This window comes from Capnocytophaga sp. oral taxon 903, assembly GCF_013394785.1.
Taxonomy (GTDB): Bacteria; Bacteroidota; Bacteroidia; order Flavobacteriales; family Flavobacteriaceae; genus Capnocytophaga; species Capnocytophaga ochracea.
On sequence record NZ_JABXYW010000002.1, the window covers coordinates 1065727 to 1085915 of the forward strand.

The 20189-nt window shown below is 40.9% G+C and carries 22 protein-coding genes and 1 tRNA gene; 12 read left to right on the top strand and 11 right to left on the bottom strand.

Going from position 1 to position 20189, the window contains the following annotated elements; all coding sequences use genetic code 11:
• Positions 1-166 precede the first annotated feature (166 nt).
• The 4 genes from HW279_RS04455 to HW279_RS11260 all read right to left on the bottom strand — a co-directional run bounded on the left by HW279_RS04455 (position 167) and on the right by HW279_RS11260 (position 2715).
• Positions 167-1444 (bottom strand): Na+/H+ antiporter NhaC family protein, encoded by a 1278-nt coding sequence (locus HW279_RS04455; RefSeq protein WP_178958126.1) that lies wholly within the window; start codon positions 1442-1444, stop codon positions 167-169.
• 183 nt (positions 1445-1627) lie between these two features.
• Positions 1628-1709, bottom strand: a tRNA-Leu gene (locus HW279_RS04460).
• 131 nt (positions 1710-1840) lie between these two features.
• A complete protein-coding gene (locus tag HW279_RS11255) occupies positions 1841-2041 on the bottom strand; it encodes a phosphinothricin acetyltransferase (RefSeq protein ID WP_317165732.1) in 201 nt (66 codons plus the stop codon).
• A gap of 380 nt (positions 2042-2421) precedes the next feature.
• Positions 2422-2715 carry a hypothetical protein gene (locus HW279_RS11260; RefSeq protein ID WP_178957494.1) on the bottom strand — a complete coding sequence of 98 codons (294 nt, stop codon included), beginning with the start codon at positions 2713-2715 and terminating at the stop codon, positions 2422-2424.
• Positions 2716-2779: 64 nt separating this feature from the next.
• Between HW279_RS11260 and thrS the strand changes: the two genes are divergently transcribed.
• The 4 genes from thrS (at position 2780) to rplT (ending at position 6087) form a co-directional block, all read left to right on the top strand.
• Positions 2780-4720: a threonine--tRNA ligase gene (gene thrS, locus HW279_RS04470; protein WP_178958127.1), complete on the top strand. Its 1941-nt coding sequence runs from the start codon at positions 2780-2782 to the stop codon at positions 4718-4720.
• Between the two features lie 106 nt (positions 4721-4826).
• Positions 4827-5324: a translation initiation factor IF-3 gene (infC, locus tag HW279_RS04475; protein ID WP_106096058.1), complete on the top strand. Its 498-nt coding sequence runs from the start codon at positions 4827-4829 to the stop codon at positions 5322-5324.
• Between the two features lie 121 nt (positions 5325-5445).
• Positions 5446-5643 (top strand): 50S ribosomal protein L35, encoded by a 198-nt coding sequence (gene rpmI / locus HW279_RS04480; protein WP_002674635.1) that lies wholly within the window; start codon positions 5446-5448, stop codon positions 5641-5643.
• Between the two features lie 99 nt (positions 5644-5742).
• Entirely contained in the window at positions 5743-6087 is a 345-nt protein-coding gene (rplT, locus tag HW279_RS04485) for a 50S ribosomal protein L20 (RefSeq protein ID WP_106096057.1), read from the top strand.
• Positions 6088-6192: 105 nt separating this feature from the next.
• Here the strand turns inward: rplT and HW279_RS04490 are convergent, their stop codons facing one another.
• The 5 genes from HW279_RS04490 to HW279_RS04510 all read right to left on the bottom strand — a co-directional run bounded on the left by HW279_RS04490 (position 6193) and on the right by HW279_RS04510 (position 13232).
• Positions 6193-10089, bottom strand: coding sequence for an AAA domain-containing protein (locus tag HW279_RS04490; protein ID WP_178958128.1), 3897 nt, complete (start codon positions 10087-10089; stop codon positions 6193-6195).
• 142 nt (positions 10090-10231) lie between these two features.
• Positions 10232-10678 (bottom strand): PIN domain-containing protein, encoded by a 447-nt coding sequence (locus tag HW279_RS04495; protein WP_048745660.1) that lies wholly within the window; start codon positions 10676-10678, stop codon positions 10232-10234.
• A complete protein-coding gene (locus tag HW279_RS04500; RefSeq protein ID WP_178958129.1) occupies positions 10675-10944 on the bottom strand; it encodes a glutaredoxin-2 domain protein in 270 nt (89 codons plus the stop codon). Before HW279_RS04500 ends, HW279_RS04495 begins: the two co-directional genes overlap by 4 nt.
• A 260-nt stretch (positions 10945-11204) precedes the next feature.
• On the bottom strand, positions 11205-12227 hold the full coding sequence (locus tag HW279_RS04505; RefSeq protein ID WP_178958130.1) for a hypothetical protein: 1023 nt from the start codon (positions 12225-12227) through the stop codon (positions 11205-11207).
• A 285-nt stretch (positions 12228-12512) separates the two neighbouring features.
• On the bottom strand, positions 12513-13232 hold the full coding sequence (locus HW279_RS04510) for a tRNA1(Val) (adenine(37)-N6)-methyltransferase (RefSeq protein ID WP_178958131.1): 720 nt from the start codon (positions 13230-13232) through the stop codon (positions 12513-12515).
• Positions 13233-13851: 619 nt separating this feature from the next.
• Here HW279_RS04510 and HW279_RS04515 point away from each other — a divergent pair.
• The 5 genes from HW279_RS04515 to HW279_RS04535 all read left to right on the top strand — a co-directional run bounded on the left by HW279_RS04515 (position 13852) and on the right by HW279_RS04535 (position 16491).
• Positions 13852-14259 (top strand): hypothetical protein, encoded by a 408-nt coding sequence (locus tag HW279_RS04515; protein WP_178958132.1) that lies wholly within the window; start codon positions 13852-13854, stop codon positions 14257-14259.
• A complete protein-coding gene (locus HW279_RS11265) occupies positions 14259-14777 on the top strand; it encodes a J domain-containing protein (protein ID WP_178958133.1) in 519 nt (172 codons plus the stop codon). The genes HW279_RS04515 and HW279_RS11265 overlap by 1 nt, the downstream gene beginning before the upstream one ends.
• Before the next feature lie 161 nt (positions 14778-14938).
• Positions 14939-15898 carry an acyl transferase gene (locus tag HW279_RS04525; RefSeq protein WP_317165733.1) on the top strand — a complete coding sequence of 320 codons (960 nt, stop codon included), beginning with the start codon at positions 14939-14941 and terminating at the stop codon, positions 15896-15898.
• 57 nt (positions 15899-15955) lie between these two features.
• Positions 15956-16201, top strand: a complete 246-nt coding sequence (locus tag HW279_RS04530) for a hypothetical protein (protein ID WP_009410999.1) — start codon at positions 15956-15958, stop codon at positions 16199-16201.
• Entirely contained in the window at positions 16192-16491 is a 300-nt protein-coding gene (locus HW279_RS04535) for a type II toxin-antitoxin system RelE/ParE family toxin (RefSeq protein ID WP_178958135.1), read from the top strand. Before HW279_RS04530 ends, HW279_RS04535 begins: the two co-directional genes overlap by 10 nt.
• Before the next feature lie 100 nt (positions 16492-16591).
• On the opposite strand, the gene HW279_RS04540 is transcribed toward HW279_RS04535, so the two are convergent.
• Both HW279_RS04540 and HW279_RS04545 read right to left on the bottom strand, forming a co-directional pair.
• A complete protein-coding gene (locus tag HW279_RS04540; protein WP_178958136.1) occupies positions 16592-17377 on the bottom strand; it encodes a lipocalin family protein in 786 nt (261 codons plus the stop codon).
• A 276-nt stretch (positions 17378-17653) separates the two neighbouring features.
• Entirely contained in the window at positions 17654-17896 is a 243-nt protein-coding gene (locus HW279_RS04545; protein WP_178958137.1) for a twin-arginine translocase TatA/TatE family subunit, read from the bottom strand.
• 109 nt (positions 17897-18005) lie between these two features.
• On the opposite strand from HW279_RS04545, the gene HW279_RS04550 reads away from it, so the two are divergent.
• Genes HW279_RS04550 through HW279_RS04560 form a run of 3 tightly spaced genes read left to right on the top strand, consistent with a single transcriptional unit; the run spans position 18006 to position 20144 of the window.
• Entirely contained in the window at positions 18006-18980 is a 975-nt protein-coding gene (locus HW279_RS04550) for a M23 family metallopeptidase (protein ID WP_002675822.1), read from the top strand.
• A gap of 36 nt (positions 18981-19016) precedes the next feature.
• A complete protein-coding gene (locus HW279_RS04555) occupies positions 19017-19796 on the top strand; it encodes a DUF695 domain-containing protein (RefSeq protein WP_178958138.1) in 780 nt (259 codons plus the stop codon).
• A gap of 15 nt (positions 19797-19811) precedes the next feature.
• Positions 19812-20144, top strand: coding sequence for a MerR family transcriptional regulator (locus HW279_RS04560; protein WP_178958139.1), 333 nt, complete (start codon positions 19812-19814; stop codon positions 20142-20144).
• The last annotated feature ends 45 nt before the right edge of the window (positions 20145-20189 follow it).

Here is a 20189-nt window from a genome sequence, read left to right on the forward strand (position 1 = left end):
AATTCGCTGTAAAATTAAAACAATATTTTGATAACTGCAAATTTTTTTGCAATTATTTTACAATAATTTTATAGTCTGTTATGATAAACTTATGTAGTTTAATAGAATACAAACACTTATAAAGTAGAAGACATCACTGTTAAGGCTCTGTAAAAACAACTTTTTGTTACTTTTTACCCACATAAATATACCCCAAAGTGCCTATCAGTAGCAAATGTAAGTAAATAGCATACATCACCAGTTGGGGGTAATCTATCGTGTCGGCAAATTTGTATAGGGCTATTACCTGCGCTCCATACGGGATAAGCCCCTGCGCATAACAAGAGAAGATATCCAATACCGATGCCACACTGCGCAACGGTATTTTAAACTGTTCAGCAATCGTTTTGCTCGTCTTCGAAGCGATAAGAATAGCCACCGTGTTATTCGCCACGCACACATCGGCTACTGTCACCAAAAAGCCCATCCCTAAAAGAGCCGACGAGCCACTTTTGATGCGTTGAGTAATGAGGTTCATCAAAAACCGAATCCCGCCAAAATGCTCTACCAAAAACGCCAATCCTCCTATGATAAAGTATAAGAAAAAGGTATCAGCCATTCCCATAAAACCTTTGTGAATATCGGTAGCAAACTGCAAGAAATGAAACTTGCCATATGTAAACCCTATCACTCCCGAGATAAGAATACCCAAGAAAAGCGACACAAATACGTTTACCCCAAAAAGCGCTATTACCACCACTGCTACATAAGGCAAAATAAGCACAGCGTTAAAATCGCTATACAACTGATTGTGAAGCTGATTTTCGGCATCAGGATTTCCTATCAACAGCAGTATGATAACCGCCAGAATCGCCATTGGTATCGCAATTTTAGCATTCGCCTTCATCTTTTCGTTCATCTGACATCCAACCGACTGCGTGGCGGCAATCGTCGTGTCCGAAATAAGAGATAGGTTATCGCCAAACATCGCCCCCGATAGCAGTGATGCGCCTATGAGTGCCGTGTTCGACTGGCTTTGGGTGGCAAGGTCAAACACTATCGGCGAAAGCGTCATAATAGTACCCACCGAAGTGCCCGTAGCAAATGAAAGAAACGATGCAATGATAAAAATCCCTACCGGGAAATACTCTGGCGAGATATAATACATACCCATATTCACAATACTATGCGTACTTCCCAAAGCATTAGCCACCGAAGCGAATGCCCCAGCCAAAAGTGCAATCATACACATTTGTAGCACATTGCTATCACCTGCCCCTTTAAAGAACAATCCTATTTTCTCCTTCATAGGAGCTCGGTAGATAAGCAAAGCCACTACCACCGAAAAAAGTGCAATAATAGGAGCAGGTAGCGAGTAGAAGTTGTCGAAATACAACCCACTACCTAAAAATAATGCTACGAATACGAGCAGAGGAATAATACTGATGATAGTTGTTTTCTGCATAGTTATTGTCTGTTTTATAGCAAATCAAAATCACTTTTGTGTCCCTTCCCCCCTTCGCTTTTGCAGATTGTCCCCCTTCGGGGGCTCGGGGGCTTTATACTAACACTTGCCAATCTCCTTTATCTTTACCCTACCATAAAAATAAAAAAGCCTTAATTCACTACTGATGAATTAAGGCTCTTGTGCGGGTGAAGGGACTCGAACCCCCACGCCGTGAAGCACTAGATCCTAAGTCTAGCGTGTCTACCAATTTCACCACACCCGCAAATGATGAACGTTTCAATGATTGACGGCGCAAAAGTACAACAGTTTTTTTTAACTGCAAATTTTTTCCGTGTTTTTTTATCCTTAATCTCACCTTAGCTTCACCAATACATTAATTATCAGTTAAATTTATTAACCAAAAATCATTCCTTCATCTTGCTTTCCTCTTGTTATCGCTACCCCTCTCTTTTTTCGTCGCCACATTCCCCCTTTGAAGGTAGCCAGCAATAGCTGGGTATGTGTATCGCGAGAGCGGAGTATGTGTAAAAGGGGAGGTTTGTCTCCTTTTCCAGCTTGTCCCCCTTCGGGGGTTCGGGGGCTTACCGAATAAATGACTCGCCATTGAAGGGGGCTAGGGGGAGGTTTCTATTACACTTTCCCCTTATTGCCTATGACCTAAGACCTCACACTTCCCCATTTACTAATTTTCTAATTTGCTAATTTCCTAATTATCTCTTCTCCTTTTTGTCACTACATTCCCCCTCTCCTTGGGAGAAGTCTCCGGATAGGAGAGTATGTGAACGGGGTGAGGATTCTCTTTCTTTCGCCTCGAAACCCCGTTTTTACCATTTTTAGCCTTGTTGTATTAAGTTATTAATCAATTATTTGCATACCCTTTCTATACCAATCGTCCAAGATTCGTATAAGCTTCCTATAAGCTCTCTATAAGCTAACCCCACCCATCTTACACCCTTTTTTCACCAAAACTTCTCTCAGCTCTCTTCCGAACTTTTCCGTTTCCTTCCGAAAACTCCTAATAGTCCCAATACATCACTTTTGCGGTACACACTTTGCCAAAGTTTTTGCCTGTGCGGCTCGCACCTTTGGCAAAGTTGATTACTGGTATTTCCGGTATTATTGGCATTATTGGCATTATTGGCATTATTGGCATTATTGGCATTATTGGCATTATTGGCATTATTGGCATTATTGGCATTATTGGCATTATTGGCATTATTGGCATTAACCTCATTTTCTAAATATTTTTCTTCATTATTTATTGTCAATTACTAATTATTTTGTACTTTTGCACTTTCTAACACAACAACACCAATTTTCAACAACAAAAAAATGATTAAAATCACACTACCCGACGGCTCTGTAAAAGAGTACCAAAGTGGGATTACTCCCGCCGAAATCGCAGCCTCTATCAGCGAGGGACTGGCGCGTAACGTCCTTTCTGCCAGCTTCAATGGCAAAACCATAGAAACCGTTACCCCCCTGACGACCGACGGTAGTTTAACATTATACACTTGGGATAGTCCCGAAGGTAAAAAAGCTTTCTGGCACTCCTCAGCGCACATCTTGGCACAAGCGCTCGAAGAGCTCTACCCCGGCATCAAGCTCACCATAGGTCCTGCCATCGCTAATGGTTTCTATTACGATGTCGATTTCAACGGCAAACCGATTTCCGAAAAAGATTTTCCTGCTATTGAAGCTAAATTCTTGGAAATCGCTCGTGGCAAACACCCTTTCAAAATGCGCCCTGTGAGCAAAGCCGAAGCCTTGTCGTACTACGCAGGCAAAAATGAGTACAAAACCGAACTCATCGAAGCCCTCGAAGACGGCACTATCACCTTCTGCGACCACAGCACCTTCACCGACCTTTGTCGTGGGGGGCATATCCCCAACACAGGCTTTGTAAAAGCCGTAAAAGTACTCAGTGCTGCTGGGGCTTATTGGCGTGGTGATGAGCACAACCCACAACTTACCCGTGTGTATGGTATCTCATTCCCTAAACAAAAAGAACTCACCGAATATCTCGAACTGCTTGAAGAAGCTAAAAAACGCGACCACCGCAAGCTCGGTAAAGAACTCGAACTCTTTACCTTCTCTAACAAGGTAGGACAAGGCTTACCACTCTGGTTGCCCAAAGGAGCTGCCTTGCGCGAACGCCTCGAAGCCTTCTTGCGCAAAGCTCAAAAACAAGCTGGTTATGAGCAGGTAGTTACCCCGCATATCGGTCATAAGAATTTGTATGTAACCTCAGGTCACTGGGATAAATACGGGAAAGATAGTTTCCAACCGATTGCTACCCCTAACGAAGGCGAGGAATATTTACTAAAACCGATGAACTGTCCGCATCACTGCGAGATATACAATTCACACCCTTGGAGTTATAAAGATTTGCCAAAGCGTTTCGCCGAGTTCGGTACGGTATACCGCTACGAGCAAAGTGGCGAGTTACACGGCTTAACCCGCGTGCGTTGCTTTACCCAAGACGATGCGCACATCTTCTGTACTCCCGAGCAGTTAGACGACGAGTTCAAACACGTAATCGATTTGGTGCTCTATGTATTTGGTTCTCTTGGATTCGACAATTTTACCGCACAAGTATCGTTGCGCGACCCCGAAAACCCTACCAAGTACATCGGTAGTGATGAGAATTGGGCAAAAGCCGAAAATGCCATCATCAACGCTGCGAAAGAAAAAGGTTTGAGCTATGTAATCGAAACAGGCGAAGCCGCTTTCTATGGCCCTAAACTCGATTTTATGGTGAAAGATGCCTTAGGTAGAAGCTGGCAACTCGGTACCATTCAGGTAGATTACAACCTCCCTGAGCGTTTCGACCTTTGGTATAAAGGCGCTGATAATGAAATGCACCGCCCTGTAATGATTCACCGTGCGCCTTTCGGAAGTATGGAGCGTTTCGTAGCCATTTTATTGGAACACACTGCTGGAAACTTCCCATTATGGCTCAACCCAAATCAAGCTATCGTACTATCTTTGAGCGAAAAATATGAAAATTATGCTCAAAAAGTTTTGAGATTGTTAGAAAATTCCGATATTCGCACCCTGATAGACAATCGTGCTGAAACTATGGGCAAAAAAATACGCGAAGCCGAAACCCAAAAAATCCCGTATATGCTCATTGTTGGCGAGAATGAAGAGAAAGAAGGCACCGTATCAGTGCGCAAACGCGGTGGTGAAGATTTAGGAAGTATGAGCGTAGAAGCATTCGCTAAACTCATTAACGACGAAATTAACAAGAGTATTAAACAATTCCAATAGCCCTTCTCCCTCCCCTTGGGGGAGGGATTGGGGTGGGGATAAAATTTAAATAGCCATCATAAAAAAAAGTAACACACCGGGCAGAGATGACAAACAACCTCATCGTATCAATCGCGACATCCGCGTTCCTGAGGTGCGTTTGGTAGGGGAAAACGTCGAAGGAGGCGTATACCCCACTCGCAAAGCATTAGAAATTGCTAATGAATTAGAACTCGATTTGGTGGAAATTTCACCAAACGCCACACCTCCTGTTTGTAAGGTAATCGATTATAAGAAATTCCTTTACGAACAAAAGAAGCGTGAGAAAGAGATGAAAGCCAAAGCTACCAAAGTAGTAATTAAGGAAATTCGCTTCGGCCCTCAAACCGATGACCACGACTATGAGTTTAAGAAAAAACACGGCGAAAAGTTCCTCAAAGAAGGTTCTAAAGTAAAAGCCTACGTATTCTTCAAAGGTCGTTCTATCATCTATAAAGACCAAGGGGAAATCCTCCTCTTGCGCCTCGCTACCGACCTCGAAGACTATGGCAAAGTAGAACAAATGCCTAAACTCGAAGGAAAACGTATGACGATGTTTCTCGCACCCTTACCCAAGAAAAAATAATCCCCTCCCTAACCCTTCCCCAAGGGGAGGATAAAAGTGAGGGCAAAAATAAACTCCCATAACTCCCCTCCTTGGGAGGGGAAGGGGGAGGACGGAATTATATCAATAAAAATCTAAGCAAATGCCAAAAATTAAAACTAAATCTGGAGCTAAAAAGCGTTTCAAGCTCACCGGCTCTGGTAAAATCAAGAGAAAACACGCGTTTAAAAGCCACATCTTAACTAAGAAAGCTAAAAAACGCAAGTTAGCACTCACCCACGCTACACTCGTTCACTCTAACGACGAAGCAAGCGTGAAGAAACAATTAGGCTTAAAATAATTGTTTAAATAGTAGGAAATTAATAACCGTGGAGTAGGTACCCCTAAGAGTTTGTTTTAAGCACAAACCACCTGCTACAAAAATTAAAAAAAGGAATTTATGCCAAGATCAGTAAATGCTGTAGCTCGTAGAGCTCGTAGAAAAAAAATAATGAAGCAAGCCAAAGGTTTCTTTGGCCGCAGAAAAAACGTTTGGACGGTAGCCAAAAACGCTGTTGAGAAAGCAATGCAGTACGCTTATCGCGACCGCCGTAACAAGAAGAGAACCTTCCGCGCTTTGTGGATTGTGCGTATCAACGCAGGGGCTCGCTTGCACGGATTGTCTTACTCTCAATTTATGGGTAAACTTAAAGCAGCTGATATCCAGCTCAACCGTAAAGTTCTTGCCGATTTGGCAATGAACCACCCCGAAGCGTTCAAAGCTATTGTAGAAAAAATAAAATAAACGTTTAACTAAAGATATAATTCCGTATAGAAAAAGCGACTCCTCAGGAGTCGCTTTTTTATTTTTCTTGTTACGGTCTTTCTGATATTCCACCTGCCTGTGCACTTATTTCGCCCATTTCCTTTTGTAGTCAAAGCCGGCATTGAGCAATATTTTTTCCTTGTGCAGGTCTTCTAAATAGGCTAAATCGTTGTTGTAAAGAGGTTTGCTGAGGCATTCTACAGCTACGGGCTTGCCTTCTTTGGGCTCTAACAAAATATCGATAGTATAACCACCAAACTCGTAGTCCATTGTGATGCGCTGGTCGGGGTATTTTTCTTTGAACTGACGGTAGGTTTGTTCTTTAAAAGCACTTTTACTTTGCTGGTCGATATCGGTGTGTTTGTGTCCGTAGAGGTCGAGTTCCGATAGGATTTCACGGCGGAGAGCATCATTGCCGTCGCTTACAGCACGAGCGTAGGCGAGGTAGGCGTAGAGCACAGCGCGGCGGTTGTTAGCACCTTCTTGTGCTAAAGCCTCTTTATAGGTTGCTAACAATTCTTCGGGGATAGAGTTGTACACGTATATCTGTTCCTTGGCGCGGGTGATAATCACGTTTAGCAGTTTGTAGCCTTTGGAGAAGTTCAGCGGACCAAAACTCTGTACAAACTTGCCGCCTTTCTTCTTGCCATAAGTTACCGATAAGATAATGATATCGCGCTCGTCTCCTTGTATGTTCTCCAAGTTCTTGATAAAGAGTCCTGCTTGCTCTAAGGCGTTGATTTTCTCTCGGAAAGCCGTTTGAGTAGGATCGTTTTGCTTTTGGAGTATCTGTTTGCGTATGTAGTTGCGCTGGGTGATGTTGAAGGTCGCAATCCCCACCGATGGGTAACTACCGTCAGGACGAGGCTCTATTTGCGAGAGGATACGCAATACTTCGGCGGCTTCCTCACGGTTGATATGCTCATCGAATGTGCCATTTACCTGAGTAAAATGGATAGGGATACGACTTTCGGTGCTGGGTAGCGGACGCAATCGGGCGTTGTAGAAAGCGTGGTTAGAAAAATCAATCAGATAAGGGTGTTTAGAACGATAGTGAAAATCTAAATGGTTCTTACTGAATTGGTATTCCAAAGCGTAATCCAAGAGCGACTCTATGTTCAGCATCGCATTTTTGTAGGTGAGGACTTCATCTTCTTCCTCGTTGTCGTCCTCATCTTCAGCACTACCGTCGAATACTTTGCTAAAGTAGTTAGACGGTGGCATTTGGTGTTCATCACCTGCAATGATAATCGTCTTGCCTTTGAGCATAGCCGGCAGGTTGTCTTCGAGTTTCAGCTGACTCGCCTCGTCAAACACCACATTGTCGAAATAGAAATTCTTGCCCTCAAATAGGTTGCAACAAGCATCGGGGGTGGTGAGGATAATAGGGAAGAAGCTCGTAAAGAGGTCGGTGTCCTTCATTGCTATTTGTCTCAAGGTAAGTCGGTTGTGCTTTTCACTTTTGCGTTTGTTGTAGAGGTTCGCCACAGTGAGCTCTTTGTTGGTCTCTTCAAACGTTTTTACAGCTTTGCGTTGCTGGGCATTCCAGTATCCCTCGATAAAATCTTTTTGGGCAGAGGCAAAGTAGTGTACTTTCTTTTTAAAGTCAGTGTAATTTTGCTCGTTGAAGTTCAGCGTATCATCGGCATTTCGTTGCAAGAGCAAGGTGTAATAGGCGTAGAGGAAGGAAGCTTCCCAATGGGTTACTTTGGTAAGTGATAAAACAATGCGCTCTTGGAAATCGTTGAGCGATTGGAAGAATGCAAACCACTCGTACTGAGTCACCAAAGGCTGTGCAGGGTCGGCTTGATAGCTGTTGTAAGTCGCCAAGCTGCGGGTGATAAAGGCTTCAAACTCGGCAAAGGTATTGCCAAAATTGATAGCGTCGAGCCAACTGTCAGCTTCTATGCGGTTTTTAAGCGATTTTACTTCGCTTATGAGCTTGTCTAAATCAGCGTTTACAAATGAGCGTTCGTAGTAATTCAGCAGGTCTAAGGTAGCAAAATCAGCATTGGCTTTGCTGTCGAAATCGATTTGCGCTTGGGCAATGGCAGGAGTGTACTCGGCAATGACAGTTTTGTTGAGCAATAAGTTATCCGAAATAGCAATCGACGAAAAATTGCGGTGCAAACTGAGCGCTTTAATGGCAGTACAGAGTTCTTGTAAGCGTTTTTGAGTTTTCAGCACCTGCTTTTTCTCAGAAGAAAAGAGTGCTGAGAGCTTGTAGAAAAATCCTTTGGTGACCTCAGGTTGATACACAGGTGAAGTAGGAGGGAGGGTAGCAGTAATCAGCTCATACTCATTGCGGTATTGCGCTAATATGTCTAACTGTTGTATAAACTCCTCTTTGCGTTTGTGCAAGTAATAGGCTTTATAAACGGCTATTTGTTGCTGGATAACCTCCCACTGTTGTGCGTATTGCTTGAAGGCTTCGGCGAGTTGTTGTTGGGTGTTAAACAGATTGGTAGCGGTGAGTTTTTTGGGGTTGAACAGATGATTTTGAGCGTAGGGCGCATACCGCTGATAGAGCACCTCACCTTGTTGCCAAAGGGGTGCGAGAGAGGCGAATTCTTCATCAGTAAACTGAAAGGAAAAAGCCGAGAGGTCGAGTTCTTCTCTATCTGTTTCGTAGCGCATTAGCTCCGCCATTACATCTGTCCACGACAGTTGGTTGAGGAGCGGTTGGTTGAGTTTGTGGTGAATAGCATTGATATCTGTTGTGATTTTGCGCATTGCTTGCACTTGTTCGGCAAGGAGATTTTCGAGGAAGGCTGGTGTTTCTTTTTTAAACTCGACATTATCAATATGGTTACGCACGGCGTCTACAATGAGCCTGCGGTCGGCAATAGCGTCTTTTATCATTGTACAATACCTGTCCAAACCTTTGTTTTGCAAGGCGTTGTAGAGTACTTCGAGGGCAGTTTGCTTCTCGCAGACTACTAATGTTTTCTGTTTGTTTTCCAAAGCATTGATGAGAATCGCCGTGAGCGTTTGGCTCTTGCCCGTACCTGGGGGACCTTGAATAAGTATTTTCTGCTGACTTTTCAGCGATTCCAAAATCAATTGTTGAGAGGGGTCGGTTTCAATAGCACTCAGCGATTGGAATTGTTCGTTGGCTGTTGTCTGCAAGGGTACAAAATCCTTTTTCAGCGATTCGTAATCGTTGATGATATTCTGTTTTTGCACTTCAAAGAGGGAGAGAATACCGCTTTTTTCTATAAAAGCATCGCCCTTGTTAGGCAAAAGTTCTTCGTATGCCGCTTTGGTTTTTAGAGGGAGAATCTCGGTATAGTTGTTCAGCAGGAAATCCAAGTTTTGGGTAACTTTCAGTTGGTTGAGGATATCCGAGCAAAGAGAGTGCAGTTCAGGTTTATCGATTTTGCCGTCTTCCAGCATCTCGTCGGGGATGGGTTTAAGGCTTACGCCCGAATCGTTTTGCAGGTGGTTGATGAGCACCTCATTTAGGTAGATAGGGTCTTCCTCGCTACGGCTTATTACCCACGTATTCATTTGGTTAGCTGGCTTTATCTTCACCGACCAAATTAGAATAGGGGCAGCCGTTAGTTGTCCATCGCCCATATCCCGACGCAACAGTATCGGAAAGCCAAAACCCAGTGTGTTCACCCCTTTTTCCGAAGTGATAACCTCGCTTTGAAACATCAGGTTTTCGATACTATCTACGAGTTTTTCTAAGGTAGCCTCACGTTCTTTAGGTATCTTTTTAGAGGCTTGTCCCCCTTGGGGGGAACGGGGGATATCTATATCCGTACTTTCGGTATCGTGAATAGAAAACGAAAAGTTGAGGTTGCGTAAGGTGAGTAAGTCGAGAATAAAGCGTTCGGGCAAGCTCTTGAATATAGCTGAAAGTCGTGCGATATCAAACTTATAGCGTGAAGCACCAGGAAGTGCATTGAGGTGCACGCCACGACGGTTACCCACTTTCAGTTTGTTTTGTAGAGCAGTAAATACTTCTTGGTTCATCTTCTATGAAATGCTAAAATAACGAGGCAAAGGTAGTGTATAATTAGTAGATAAGCAAGTACACTCATTAACAAATAAGTAATCTTAACGTAGCAGTCGTAGCACGGCAAGTTTTGTTTGTGATATGAAACTATTGTTGTTTTTAAGTTCTCTTCTTGTAGCGTTTAGCTTTAAGGTCTTTGGTTGTTACACAAATATCGTATCCCTTTTCTTTTAAACCATTCGATAGTTTTAAGTCACAAGTCCAGATTTTATGTCCTTTCTCAAGGTGAAGTGCAATAAAAGGATAGTCATCAGGGTCTATTGATTGTGCTATATCTTTAGCTTTGTTTATATATTCCTTTGGAATATCTTTAACTTTGAAAAAAGTAATATTCTGTATAAATTCTTTGAGAAGGGCATTTGCTTGTTGTTTAGACAAATGATTGTCTTTCATAATTTCAGGCAAGTGCTCTTCTACCTCATCTAAAAGATAATCAGGGGCGGTAAACTGAATTGTTTTCTTTTTATCACTCAATATGGTAGCTATAACTCCTTCTGGTTTATAGAAACAGCTATAAATAATGTTCGTGTCCGAAATTACTATCATATAGCTTGTTTTTCTTCTAATTTTGCAAGGTCTTCGTCCCAACGGCGTGCGATGTTTTTATTAGATTCTTTAGACATTGCCATAATTTTTTCACGGTATTTAATTGGAATACCGTACTCGTCTTCTTCAACTTCTTCAGTTGTTGCAGGTATTACTTTTTTAGTCTCTTTTGTTTTGGTAACCTTTACAAAGTCAAGACTTTTTGCGTACTTTATAAAGTTCATCGCCATTGGGCTATCACTGGTAATAGTAAGGGTATAAGACATAATATTCTGTATTTTTTGAGGCAAAGATATAAAACTTTTATCAATTAACAAAATGGTTTTTTCTGAAGTTCTCTCTGGCTTCTTTCCTAATCCATATAGTCCTCAAACCACTCTTGTACTTTCTCTTCTTCAATAGCAAAAGGCGCACAGGTAGCTAATTGCTATATGGCTTCAGCGGTGTTTGCGCGTTCTTCTAAACCTGTGGGTACTATCATAGAGTGATTGTTCTGTTGCAAAGATAATAAATAATAGACAATCTTTTACTTCAAGTAGCTGATATTTCCGTTCTCGAAAACCCCTATCCCATTTTGGGAGGTGAGGAACAGCAATTTGCCTCTCACAAGTAACAACTTCTTTATCGCCATTTTAGCACCGATAGCCAAGGGCTCTCTCTCCCAGCGAAGCTTAGGTTCGCAGAGCAGTTCTAAGTTGCCTATTTTTCCGCTTTCAGATAAAAAGGTTTTGTAAATACCCTTTTGGGTGGCAATATACAGCGTTTGGGTCACAGGGTCAATGGTGGAGGCTCCTATAAAAATACGGTTGTTTAGGTCAAAATCATCATCATTGAGTATTTTCTCGGCAGTGTAATTGTCTATCTTAAAAATATCGCCCGAGTTGATGAGATGTTGTAAGCCTGAAGCAATATACACGGCATCGGTTTTGCCATCACTGAAAATGCTCTGTGGGAAAAACAATCCTAGCTCAAGGTTTTCGATAGAGCGGTTAAGAGGTTTGCGTTCCTTGCTATCGAACAATTGGAAGCTACCGCCAAATTCACCATAAAAATTGGTCATCCAAATCACGTCGTGCGCATCAACGAACACGCAAGAAGGAAAGCGAAAGAACTCTTTTGCGCGCTTTTCTATCCTAATACCTACAGTGGTCTGCTGCGGAAAGGCTGTCCAATAAGTATGGGTAAGTGGTGCGTAGAGCGCATTGCGGATAATGAGATAAGGTTCGTTTTGCGAATTGAAAACAATATGTTCTATAGTATAAGGCTTTTGCATCCCGTGCAGTAATTGCAAGCCATTATCAGAAAGGGTGAAGAGTTTACCGTTGTTCGTGCCTACTACTACGTTTTGTTGTTTGTCCGAACCGATTGCCGTAAAAGTAAATCTTGAATTATGAGTTACAGTGTTTTTCTTTTCGGTAGAAAGATTCCAGCACTTGAGTTTACCGTCGGTTGTGACGGCATAAAGCAGGGAGTCTTTGGCAATCATATCCTTAATAGTAGGTTGGGCAAAGGTAAAGCAAGAGACGAAAAAGGCAATGAATTTAAGCATTTTAGAGTTTATTATTTAGAGAGCAAAGATAAGAATAATTAACCGAATTGCCTAATTCAGTAATATACTAATTTTGCAGTTTTTTTTAATCATTTTACATTTTCAACATTTTTCTTCAGTATTTCTTAGAACCTCTTTTTCTTATTGATATTCAGTTTTCTAACACCTTATTTTTGCCTTACTTTCGGTCAAAGTAGGTCAAAAGCAAAAGATAGGAGCAAATAAGAAATATTGATTGTTAATGATTTCTATTTAATTGTTAGCTTATCTCCTTATAACTGAAACCTAATTTCTATTTCCTAAATTTAAATAAAAATCCTTTGTGAGCGATTTGTACGCCTCAGTATAAACCCCACGTTCCTTCTCAATAATAAGCACATCGATAGGGTAAGAGGAGAGCTCTTTTCTACTCAGTAGAAGCATACTCCGTTTTAGTTCAGCCATAGCATTGCCTCGCGTATGAGTGATTTTCTGAGGGAAAAGACCATAACCCGACGCAAGAGCGATAAACCCTTCGGTTTCACTATAAGGTAAAATAACACTAAAAACACCCTCATCGGTCAGTAATTGGCTTACCCCTTCTAAGAGCTCCGAAAACGAAAGCGTATCAGTAAACCGAGCCGTGTTGCGCGCTTTTTCAGTTGTTTTATAATCAGCGGTATAGAAAGGCGGATTAGAGATGATAAGGTCGTACACTTCATCTATCTCCAAAGCAAATTCCTGAAACGAAGCGTGATAGCAAAACAAGCGGTCGCCCCATTGGCTCTCTTCGAAGTTCTCCGTGCATTCTATATAGGCTTTTTCGTCTATTTCTACGGCGTCAATCACAGGAGCGTCAGAGCGTTGAGCTAACATTAGCGACAATAAGCCCGTTCCCGCCCCAATATCCAGTATACTTTTAGGATTCTCAATAGGCGTCCACGCCCCCAATAGCACTCCATCAGTGCCTATCTTCATCGCACTTTGTGCTTGCTTTACGTTAAATTGCTTAAACTTAAATATCATATTTTCTTTGCTCCTTCCTCCGAGGTTATCAGAGCTTTTCACAGATACTCCCGTTGACTCCTATTCTCTTTTCTGTTAAAAACTGACAAATCTTTCTTGATTTTTTTATGATTTCACTCATAATCGTCCTGTTTTTAATACACAAAAGTCGTTCTACCCCTTTTTCAACCTCTTTTTTTTAATTCAAGCAAAGATACAAAATAATTACCAATCAGCAACCCCCTTCTAAATGTTTTTTTGACTTTCAGAGTTGGTATCAGTTACATAGGAAATATATTCTACCTATCTACCAATAAAGCAGAATATATTACCGTAAAATCATCTTTTTATAGATTCCCACCTTCCAAAAAAACACCTTTTATCCTATACCAATCGTCCAAGATTCGTTCAAGGTTCGTATAAGGTACCTATATCATAGTATATTTTTCTTTTTGAAAATCCCTATTTTATTCTTCTTAAAAACTACCCGTGCGGCTCACACAAAATGCCCGTGCGGCTCGCACTTTCATTTGCTAATTTTCTAATTCTCTAATTTTCTAATTTCCCAATTTGTATATTAAAAATTGTTTTTGTAGTTTTGCACCCTCAGTGAAGAATTATATAATAAAATAAGCATACAATGATATATTATTCTATTCTCGCAATAAGCGTAGCCTACCTCATTTATATACTTGTAATGCAGGCAACTACCAACTTAAAAAGAGAAAAATCCATTGAAGAAAAACGCCAAAAATGGCAAAATGCTTTGGTAGACGAAGAAGATACCAAAGACAGAATTATGGAGCTCATCAAAAGTGAATACGGTGAGCCCACCACAAGTTCCGTCGAAAAAGGCGTATATACCGAAGGTATGCCCGACTTTTTGGTGAAAATGGCGCTCGGTAAGCCGATAGAAGTCCAAAGTGCAGGATTCAAAGGCTCTACTACCGAACGTTGGCACTACAAAACCCTTACCCTCACATTCCAAAATAACAAACTTATCGGCTGGGAAAGCCACGATAACACCTCTCAAAAAGCAAGATTATAATGTTAAAGGATTACTACGAAATATTAGGAGTTAGCCAAAAGGCTTCTGACGACCAAATACGCGATGCCTACAAAAAGCTCGCAAAAGCTTATCACCCCGATAAACATCAGGGCGACGATTTCTTTGCCGAAAAATTCAAAAGCCTACAAGAAGCTTACGCAGTCCTTTCCGACCCCGAAAGTCGTAAAGACTACGACACCGACCTCGCCGCCGAGTTAAAAGGACAAAAGAAAACCGAAGAACCCAAAAAGCAAGCTAAAAAGAAAACCACACAAAAAAACAGCAATAGCACCTCCTCAAAAGCTCGTACCGTAAAGGATTTGCCCTCTTTAATAGATATTTATTTCGAACAGAAAATCGCTACCGTAAAAACCCGTAAAGAGTACGACACGTTCTTAGCTTCTCCCAAAAAAAAGTACTCCTCTTGGGTGAAAATTGTGCTTGTAGTACTTGTCATCATTCTAAGCACCATTTTGCTAAACCCTTCTTTCGGTCTCCTAAAAGAACTTTTGCCTTAATTAAGCTCAGTCGATAAATATAAATTGGATAATCAATAAAATTTGCGATATACACTTTGTCAAAGAGCTAAGCCTTTGATAAAGTCTATCAATCAGGCAAAAACTTAATTTTTGATTAATTTCTATAGCCCAAGCGATACTTCACTTTAACGAACGACAAAATTCAACTATCAGCAAACATAGATTTTACAGCTGTTGCCTTGGATACTTTTCGGTATCAATACGAAAATAACGAGGTATACCATCGCTTTTGTACCCTATTGAACTGCCTTCCTAATGAGGTAAACACACTTGAAAAAATACCTTTTCTTCCCATCGAATGTTTTAAAACTGAAAAAGTGTACTGCGGTCATACCACACCTCAGCAGATATTCACCAGCAGTGGCACCACAGGCGCACAAACCTCCCGACATTATGTGAAAGACCTCAGTATTTACGAAGAGAGCTTTCGCAAAGGATTTGCATACTTCTATGGCGATATCCGCAATTATGTGGTATTAGCCCTTCTTCCCTCGTATTTAGAACGCACCGGCTCTTCCCTCATCACTATGGTAGTCGACCTTATTGAGCGTTCGGGTAGTGAGTACAGTGGTTTTTACCTCAATGAATACGACCTCTTAGCCCAACGCTTACAAACCCTTGATGCTTCGGGTAAAAAAGTGTTGCTCATAGGAGTGTCGTTTGCCTTACTCGACCTTGTTGAAAAACATACTTTCTCCTTAAAAAATACGATTGTAATGGAAACAGGGGGTATGAAAGGTCGTCGCAAAGAACTCGTGCGCGAAGAATTGCACGCGCTCCTCTGTAAAGGTTTTGGTGTCGAAAAGATTCACTCCGAATACGGAATGACCGAACTGCTCTCGCAAGCCTATTCTGCTGGTAAGGGTATTTATAAGTGTGTACCTTGGCTAAAAGTCCTTATACGCGATACGAATGATGCGCTGAGCTATCTGCCTACGGGCAAAACCGGCGGACTCAATATCATCGATTTGGCTAATAGAGAATCGTGTAGTTTTATCGCTACCCAAGATTTAGGAAAGCTACACCCCGACGGTACTTTTGAAGTATTAGGACGCTTCGACAACGCCGATATCAGAGGTTGCAATTTGCTCATTAGCTAATTTCCCAATTTGCTAAATTCCTAATTATTTTTTATTTTTGCCGAAAATATAAGAATTATGGGTACAGTAAGATTACAAGCAACAGTACAAGAATATGATATTCCATACTTAGAAAGGTTTTTAAAAGGCATTTCAGCTACCGAAATCAACTTTGAAAGAGAAGAAGATGCTTTTGATATTCTTACTCCTGAAGACCTCAAAGCCATTGCGCTCTCAAAAGAGCAAGGAAACCTCGGTATGGTTACAAGCAATGACGATGTTTTTAAAGAGATTCGAGAGTTAAGAGAAAGAAAATGGAAATAGTTTGGACTGATAAAGCTAAAGAAAGCTTCAAAGAAACTCTTGAGTTTTGGGATATACACAATGGGAGCTATTTGTTTTCAGATAAAATATTATTAGAAACAGAAAGATTAATGCTTGAACTTTCTAATAATACACTCTATTTGGGTAGATATAACAAAACATTAAACCTTTATGTAAGACCTATTTTAAAAGGTAGGTATTTTATATATTTTGAGGTTAAGAATAATGGGAAAGAAGATTTTATAGAGATTCAATATTTTAGAAGTTCAAAACAACAACCCTTATTTTAACAGAAAAACTCCCTTGCAACATCAGCTGCAAGGGAGTTTTCTTAAGTAAAGTAACTATTTCGTAATTCGTCTCTCGTAATTTGTAATTCGTCATTCGTAACTATTTTACTTTGGTAAAGTGCATTACTACACGTCCGTTATTGGTATCTACGGCAAAAGTCATATAGTGGTTGTTGTTGGAGAAATTGATGTCCCACAACTCCTTTTCTGCGGGGTTGCTTACGTTGTAGTACTTACCCCCTTCTTTTACCCATTTGTAGCTGTTTATTGTTTTATTACATTGCCCATTCTCTGGATAATTAAGGTATAGGGTAGCTCCCAAAGAGTGGGCTACTATTTCGCCGTATAAGCATTTGCCGTCCTTTACAATTAATTCTTGTTGTCCCACTACGTATTTGGTCATTAGCCAACGACCTGTAAGTGGGTCGAGGTGGCTGTAATCTACACCTTTTTTGTGGCGGACAGTTATTATATCATTTATCCCATCATAATAACGCAAGATGAGTTCTTTATCTTTCATCTCGTATTTAACAGAAGAGGTATTCCCTTTTTTTCCAGTTGGAGAATCGTTGGAAATGGTCATATGAAAAGTACCGTTGGAGGAGGTATAATCATAATAGATAGGGTTATATTGGCAGTTATTGTTATTATCTAACAAATACGATTCCAGCTTTATTTTTTTATCAGCTATTGACCAATAGCTTTGCTCAGAGCAAGTATTAGGAATACTCCATCGCATTCCTTTATTATTTTCATCGGCGTAAAGAACATATCCATACCAATCCCCATTGAGCGAAGTGCTACCTCCGCCGTTGTCGTCGTCTTTCCCACAAGAGGAAACGAATAATGCTGTGGCAATGAATGCCGAAAAAATTAGTTTTTTCATATAATTATTATTATTTAATGTTGTTTATAATTTATTATCAGACGAGTCGGATAAGTCAAACAAAGTAGCCTATAATTGTTCATTTTTAATTGACTTCGGGGCAAAGATAATAAAAAATATCTTTATATCCTAATTTATATAACTAATTAATCATTAACCATTAAAAAATCCTCCCCTTGCAGTTGTACTGCAAGGGGAGGATTTTTTAGGGTAAACTTCACAACCCCACTCATTCTCTCATTTTCTCATTCTCTCATTTTCTCATTCTCTAATTTGCTAATTTTCCAATTTTCCTATCGAATCTTTCATTTTTTCAATTTCTTTTTGAGTCTCTTCTACAATTTTAGTATCTACACCTGCCTTTTCAGCACCGCGTTGTATTTCAGTTTTAATCTCATCGGTAGCATCGCGCAGTTGGCGCATTGCCTTTCCTAAACCCCGCGCAATACTTGGGAGCTTATCAGCCCCAAAAAGCATTAAAACCATAAAAAGTATGAATATAATTTCTGAAAAACCCATAATATAATTAGCAAATTTGTAAATTAGCAGATTAGCAAATGCGGAGCAAAATTACATTTTTTTTGTCATAAAACAGCAAATATCATATTTTTTTTATACTTTTGCCCGTATGAAAAAGGTAAAATATTATTACGACCCCGATACGCTCTCGTATAAACGCATCCTCTCCCGAAAGCGTACAAAGGTGCGCAATGCTTTAATTTTTCTTACAGCTGCTGCACTCTTCGGGATTTTATTCTCTTTTATAATGATTAACTCGCGCTTGTTTTTCACCCCTCGCGAGGTGGTATTGGCACGCGAGATTAAAACCTATGAAACCAACTACCAAATCCTGAATAAAAAGATGGAATTGGCGGAAGATGTGCTTGCCGACCTTGAAGAACGCGATAATAATATGTACCGCCTTTACTTCAATGCTCCTATTATCCCCGATAGTGTTCGCAAAAGCCTCAAAGACCCTAACCGCTATAAAAACCTCGAAAAATACGGAAACTCCAAACTTGTTGCCAATACAAACAAACGCTTAGATATATTGCGAAAACAGTTGGTCGTACAGTCGAAATCGTTAGATGAGATTGCTAAACTTTCTAAGGCAAAGGAAAAATTCTTGTCTTCCATTCCTGCCATTCAGCCTATTAATAATAAAGATTTAAAGCATATGGCATCGGGATATGGTTGGCGTATCGACCCTTTTACCAAAGCGCGTAAGTTCCATTATGGTATGGACTTCACTGCGCCCCAAGGCACTCCTGTATATGCTGCGGGCGATGGAGTAGTAGCACGTGCCGATAGCAATGCCTCAGGTTATGGTAACCACATTCGCATCGACCACGGTTATGGCTATGTAACTCTCTACGGACACCTTTCGGCTTACAATGTGCGTGCAGGACAACACGTCAAACGTGGCGACCTCATAGGAAGGGTAGGAAGTACCGGTCGCTCGGAAGCTCCACACCTGCACTACGAAGTGATAAAGAACGGCGAACACATCAACCCGATACACTTCTATTATGGCAACCTCACCCCGAGCGAATACACCGAGATGCTACACGTTTCTACCCAAGAAAATCAATCGCTTGACTAAGATGATTGGAAATAGTATTTTGTTAATTAAACTCATATGACTCACCATAATCTTCCCCAGAATTGGGACTTCTTTATGTGCCATATCGAAGGCGTCCCAGCTTCTATACGCACCAATTTAGCCTTGTTTGAGGTTGCTCCTCTCGAGGGCTTATCGCAACGTTTACAGTTTTATATAAAAATGCAAAACCCTACTCCTGATGGATTTCCTTCAAAGGAGGAGTATCCTATACTCTGTGATATAGAAGATGCCATAAACGAGAAAGCCGAAGCCACAGGAGCAGTATTGGCAGGTGTGGTAAAATCCGAAGGCTTTTTAGAGCTTTGGTTTTACTGTAATAATGCGGAAGTTTTAGCACAGACTTGCGAAGAAGCGTTACAAGCTTTTGAGGGTTATAAATCGGGATATAATACCGCTGAAGATGCCCAATGGGAAGATTATTTCGACTTCCTTTATCCTGATGAGTTTTCTTATCAAACGATGCAGAACAGAAAAGTGCTAATGCAACTTGAGAAGAAACGGGATAAGCTGGAAGTACCTCGTGAAATCGACCATTTTATCTACTTCAAAAGTGAGGCACAACAACAAGGTTTTGCCGAGAAAGTAGCCGAAAAAGGCTATGAAGTGCGTTTGAGTGATGAAAAAACAGTAGAGGAACGAAAATCCGAAGGACATACTTTTCCTTACACCGTCGAAGCCACACGTGAGGACAGTCCGTTAGATATCAACAATATCGTATGGGAACTGATAGAGCTCGCTTCTTCTTTTGAAGGAGAATATGACGGCTGGGGCTGTGTGAATGTAACTGATAACTGATAATTTCTTAGAGAAATGGATATTGTATTACCCGATAAACTATATTACACCATAGGAGAAATAGCAAAGGCTTTCAATGTGAATGCTTCTCTTATTCGCTTTTGGGAAAAGGAATTTTCTATTATCAGCCCGAGAAAAACGACTTCGGGAAGCAGGAAATTCTCTCCTGATGATGTTAAGAAACTCCAGCTCATCTATCATTTGGTAAAAGAACAAGGCTACACCCTTGAAGGGGCGCGTCAACGTCTTAAAGAAGACAAGCAGAAACCTCTTACAAACCTTGATGTGGTTACAAAGTTAGAGCGTGTAAAGCAAATGCTTATCGATATCAAAGAAAATCTTGAATAACAAAAAAGCTGTACGATGTAACTATACTCGTACAGCTTTTTTAGG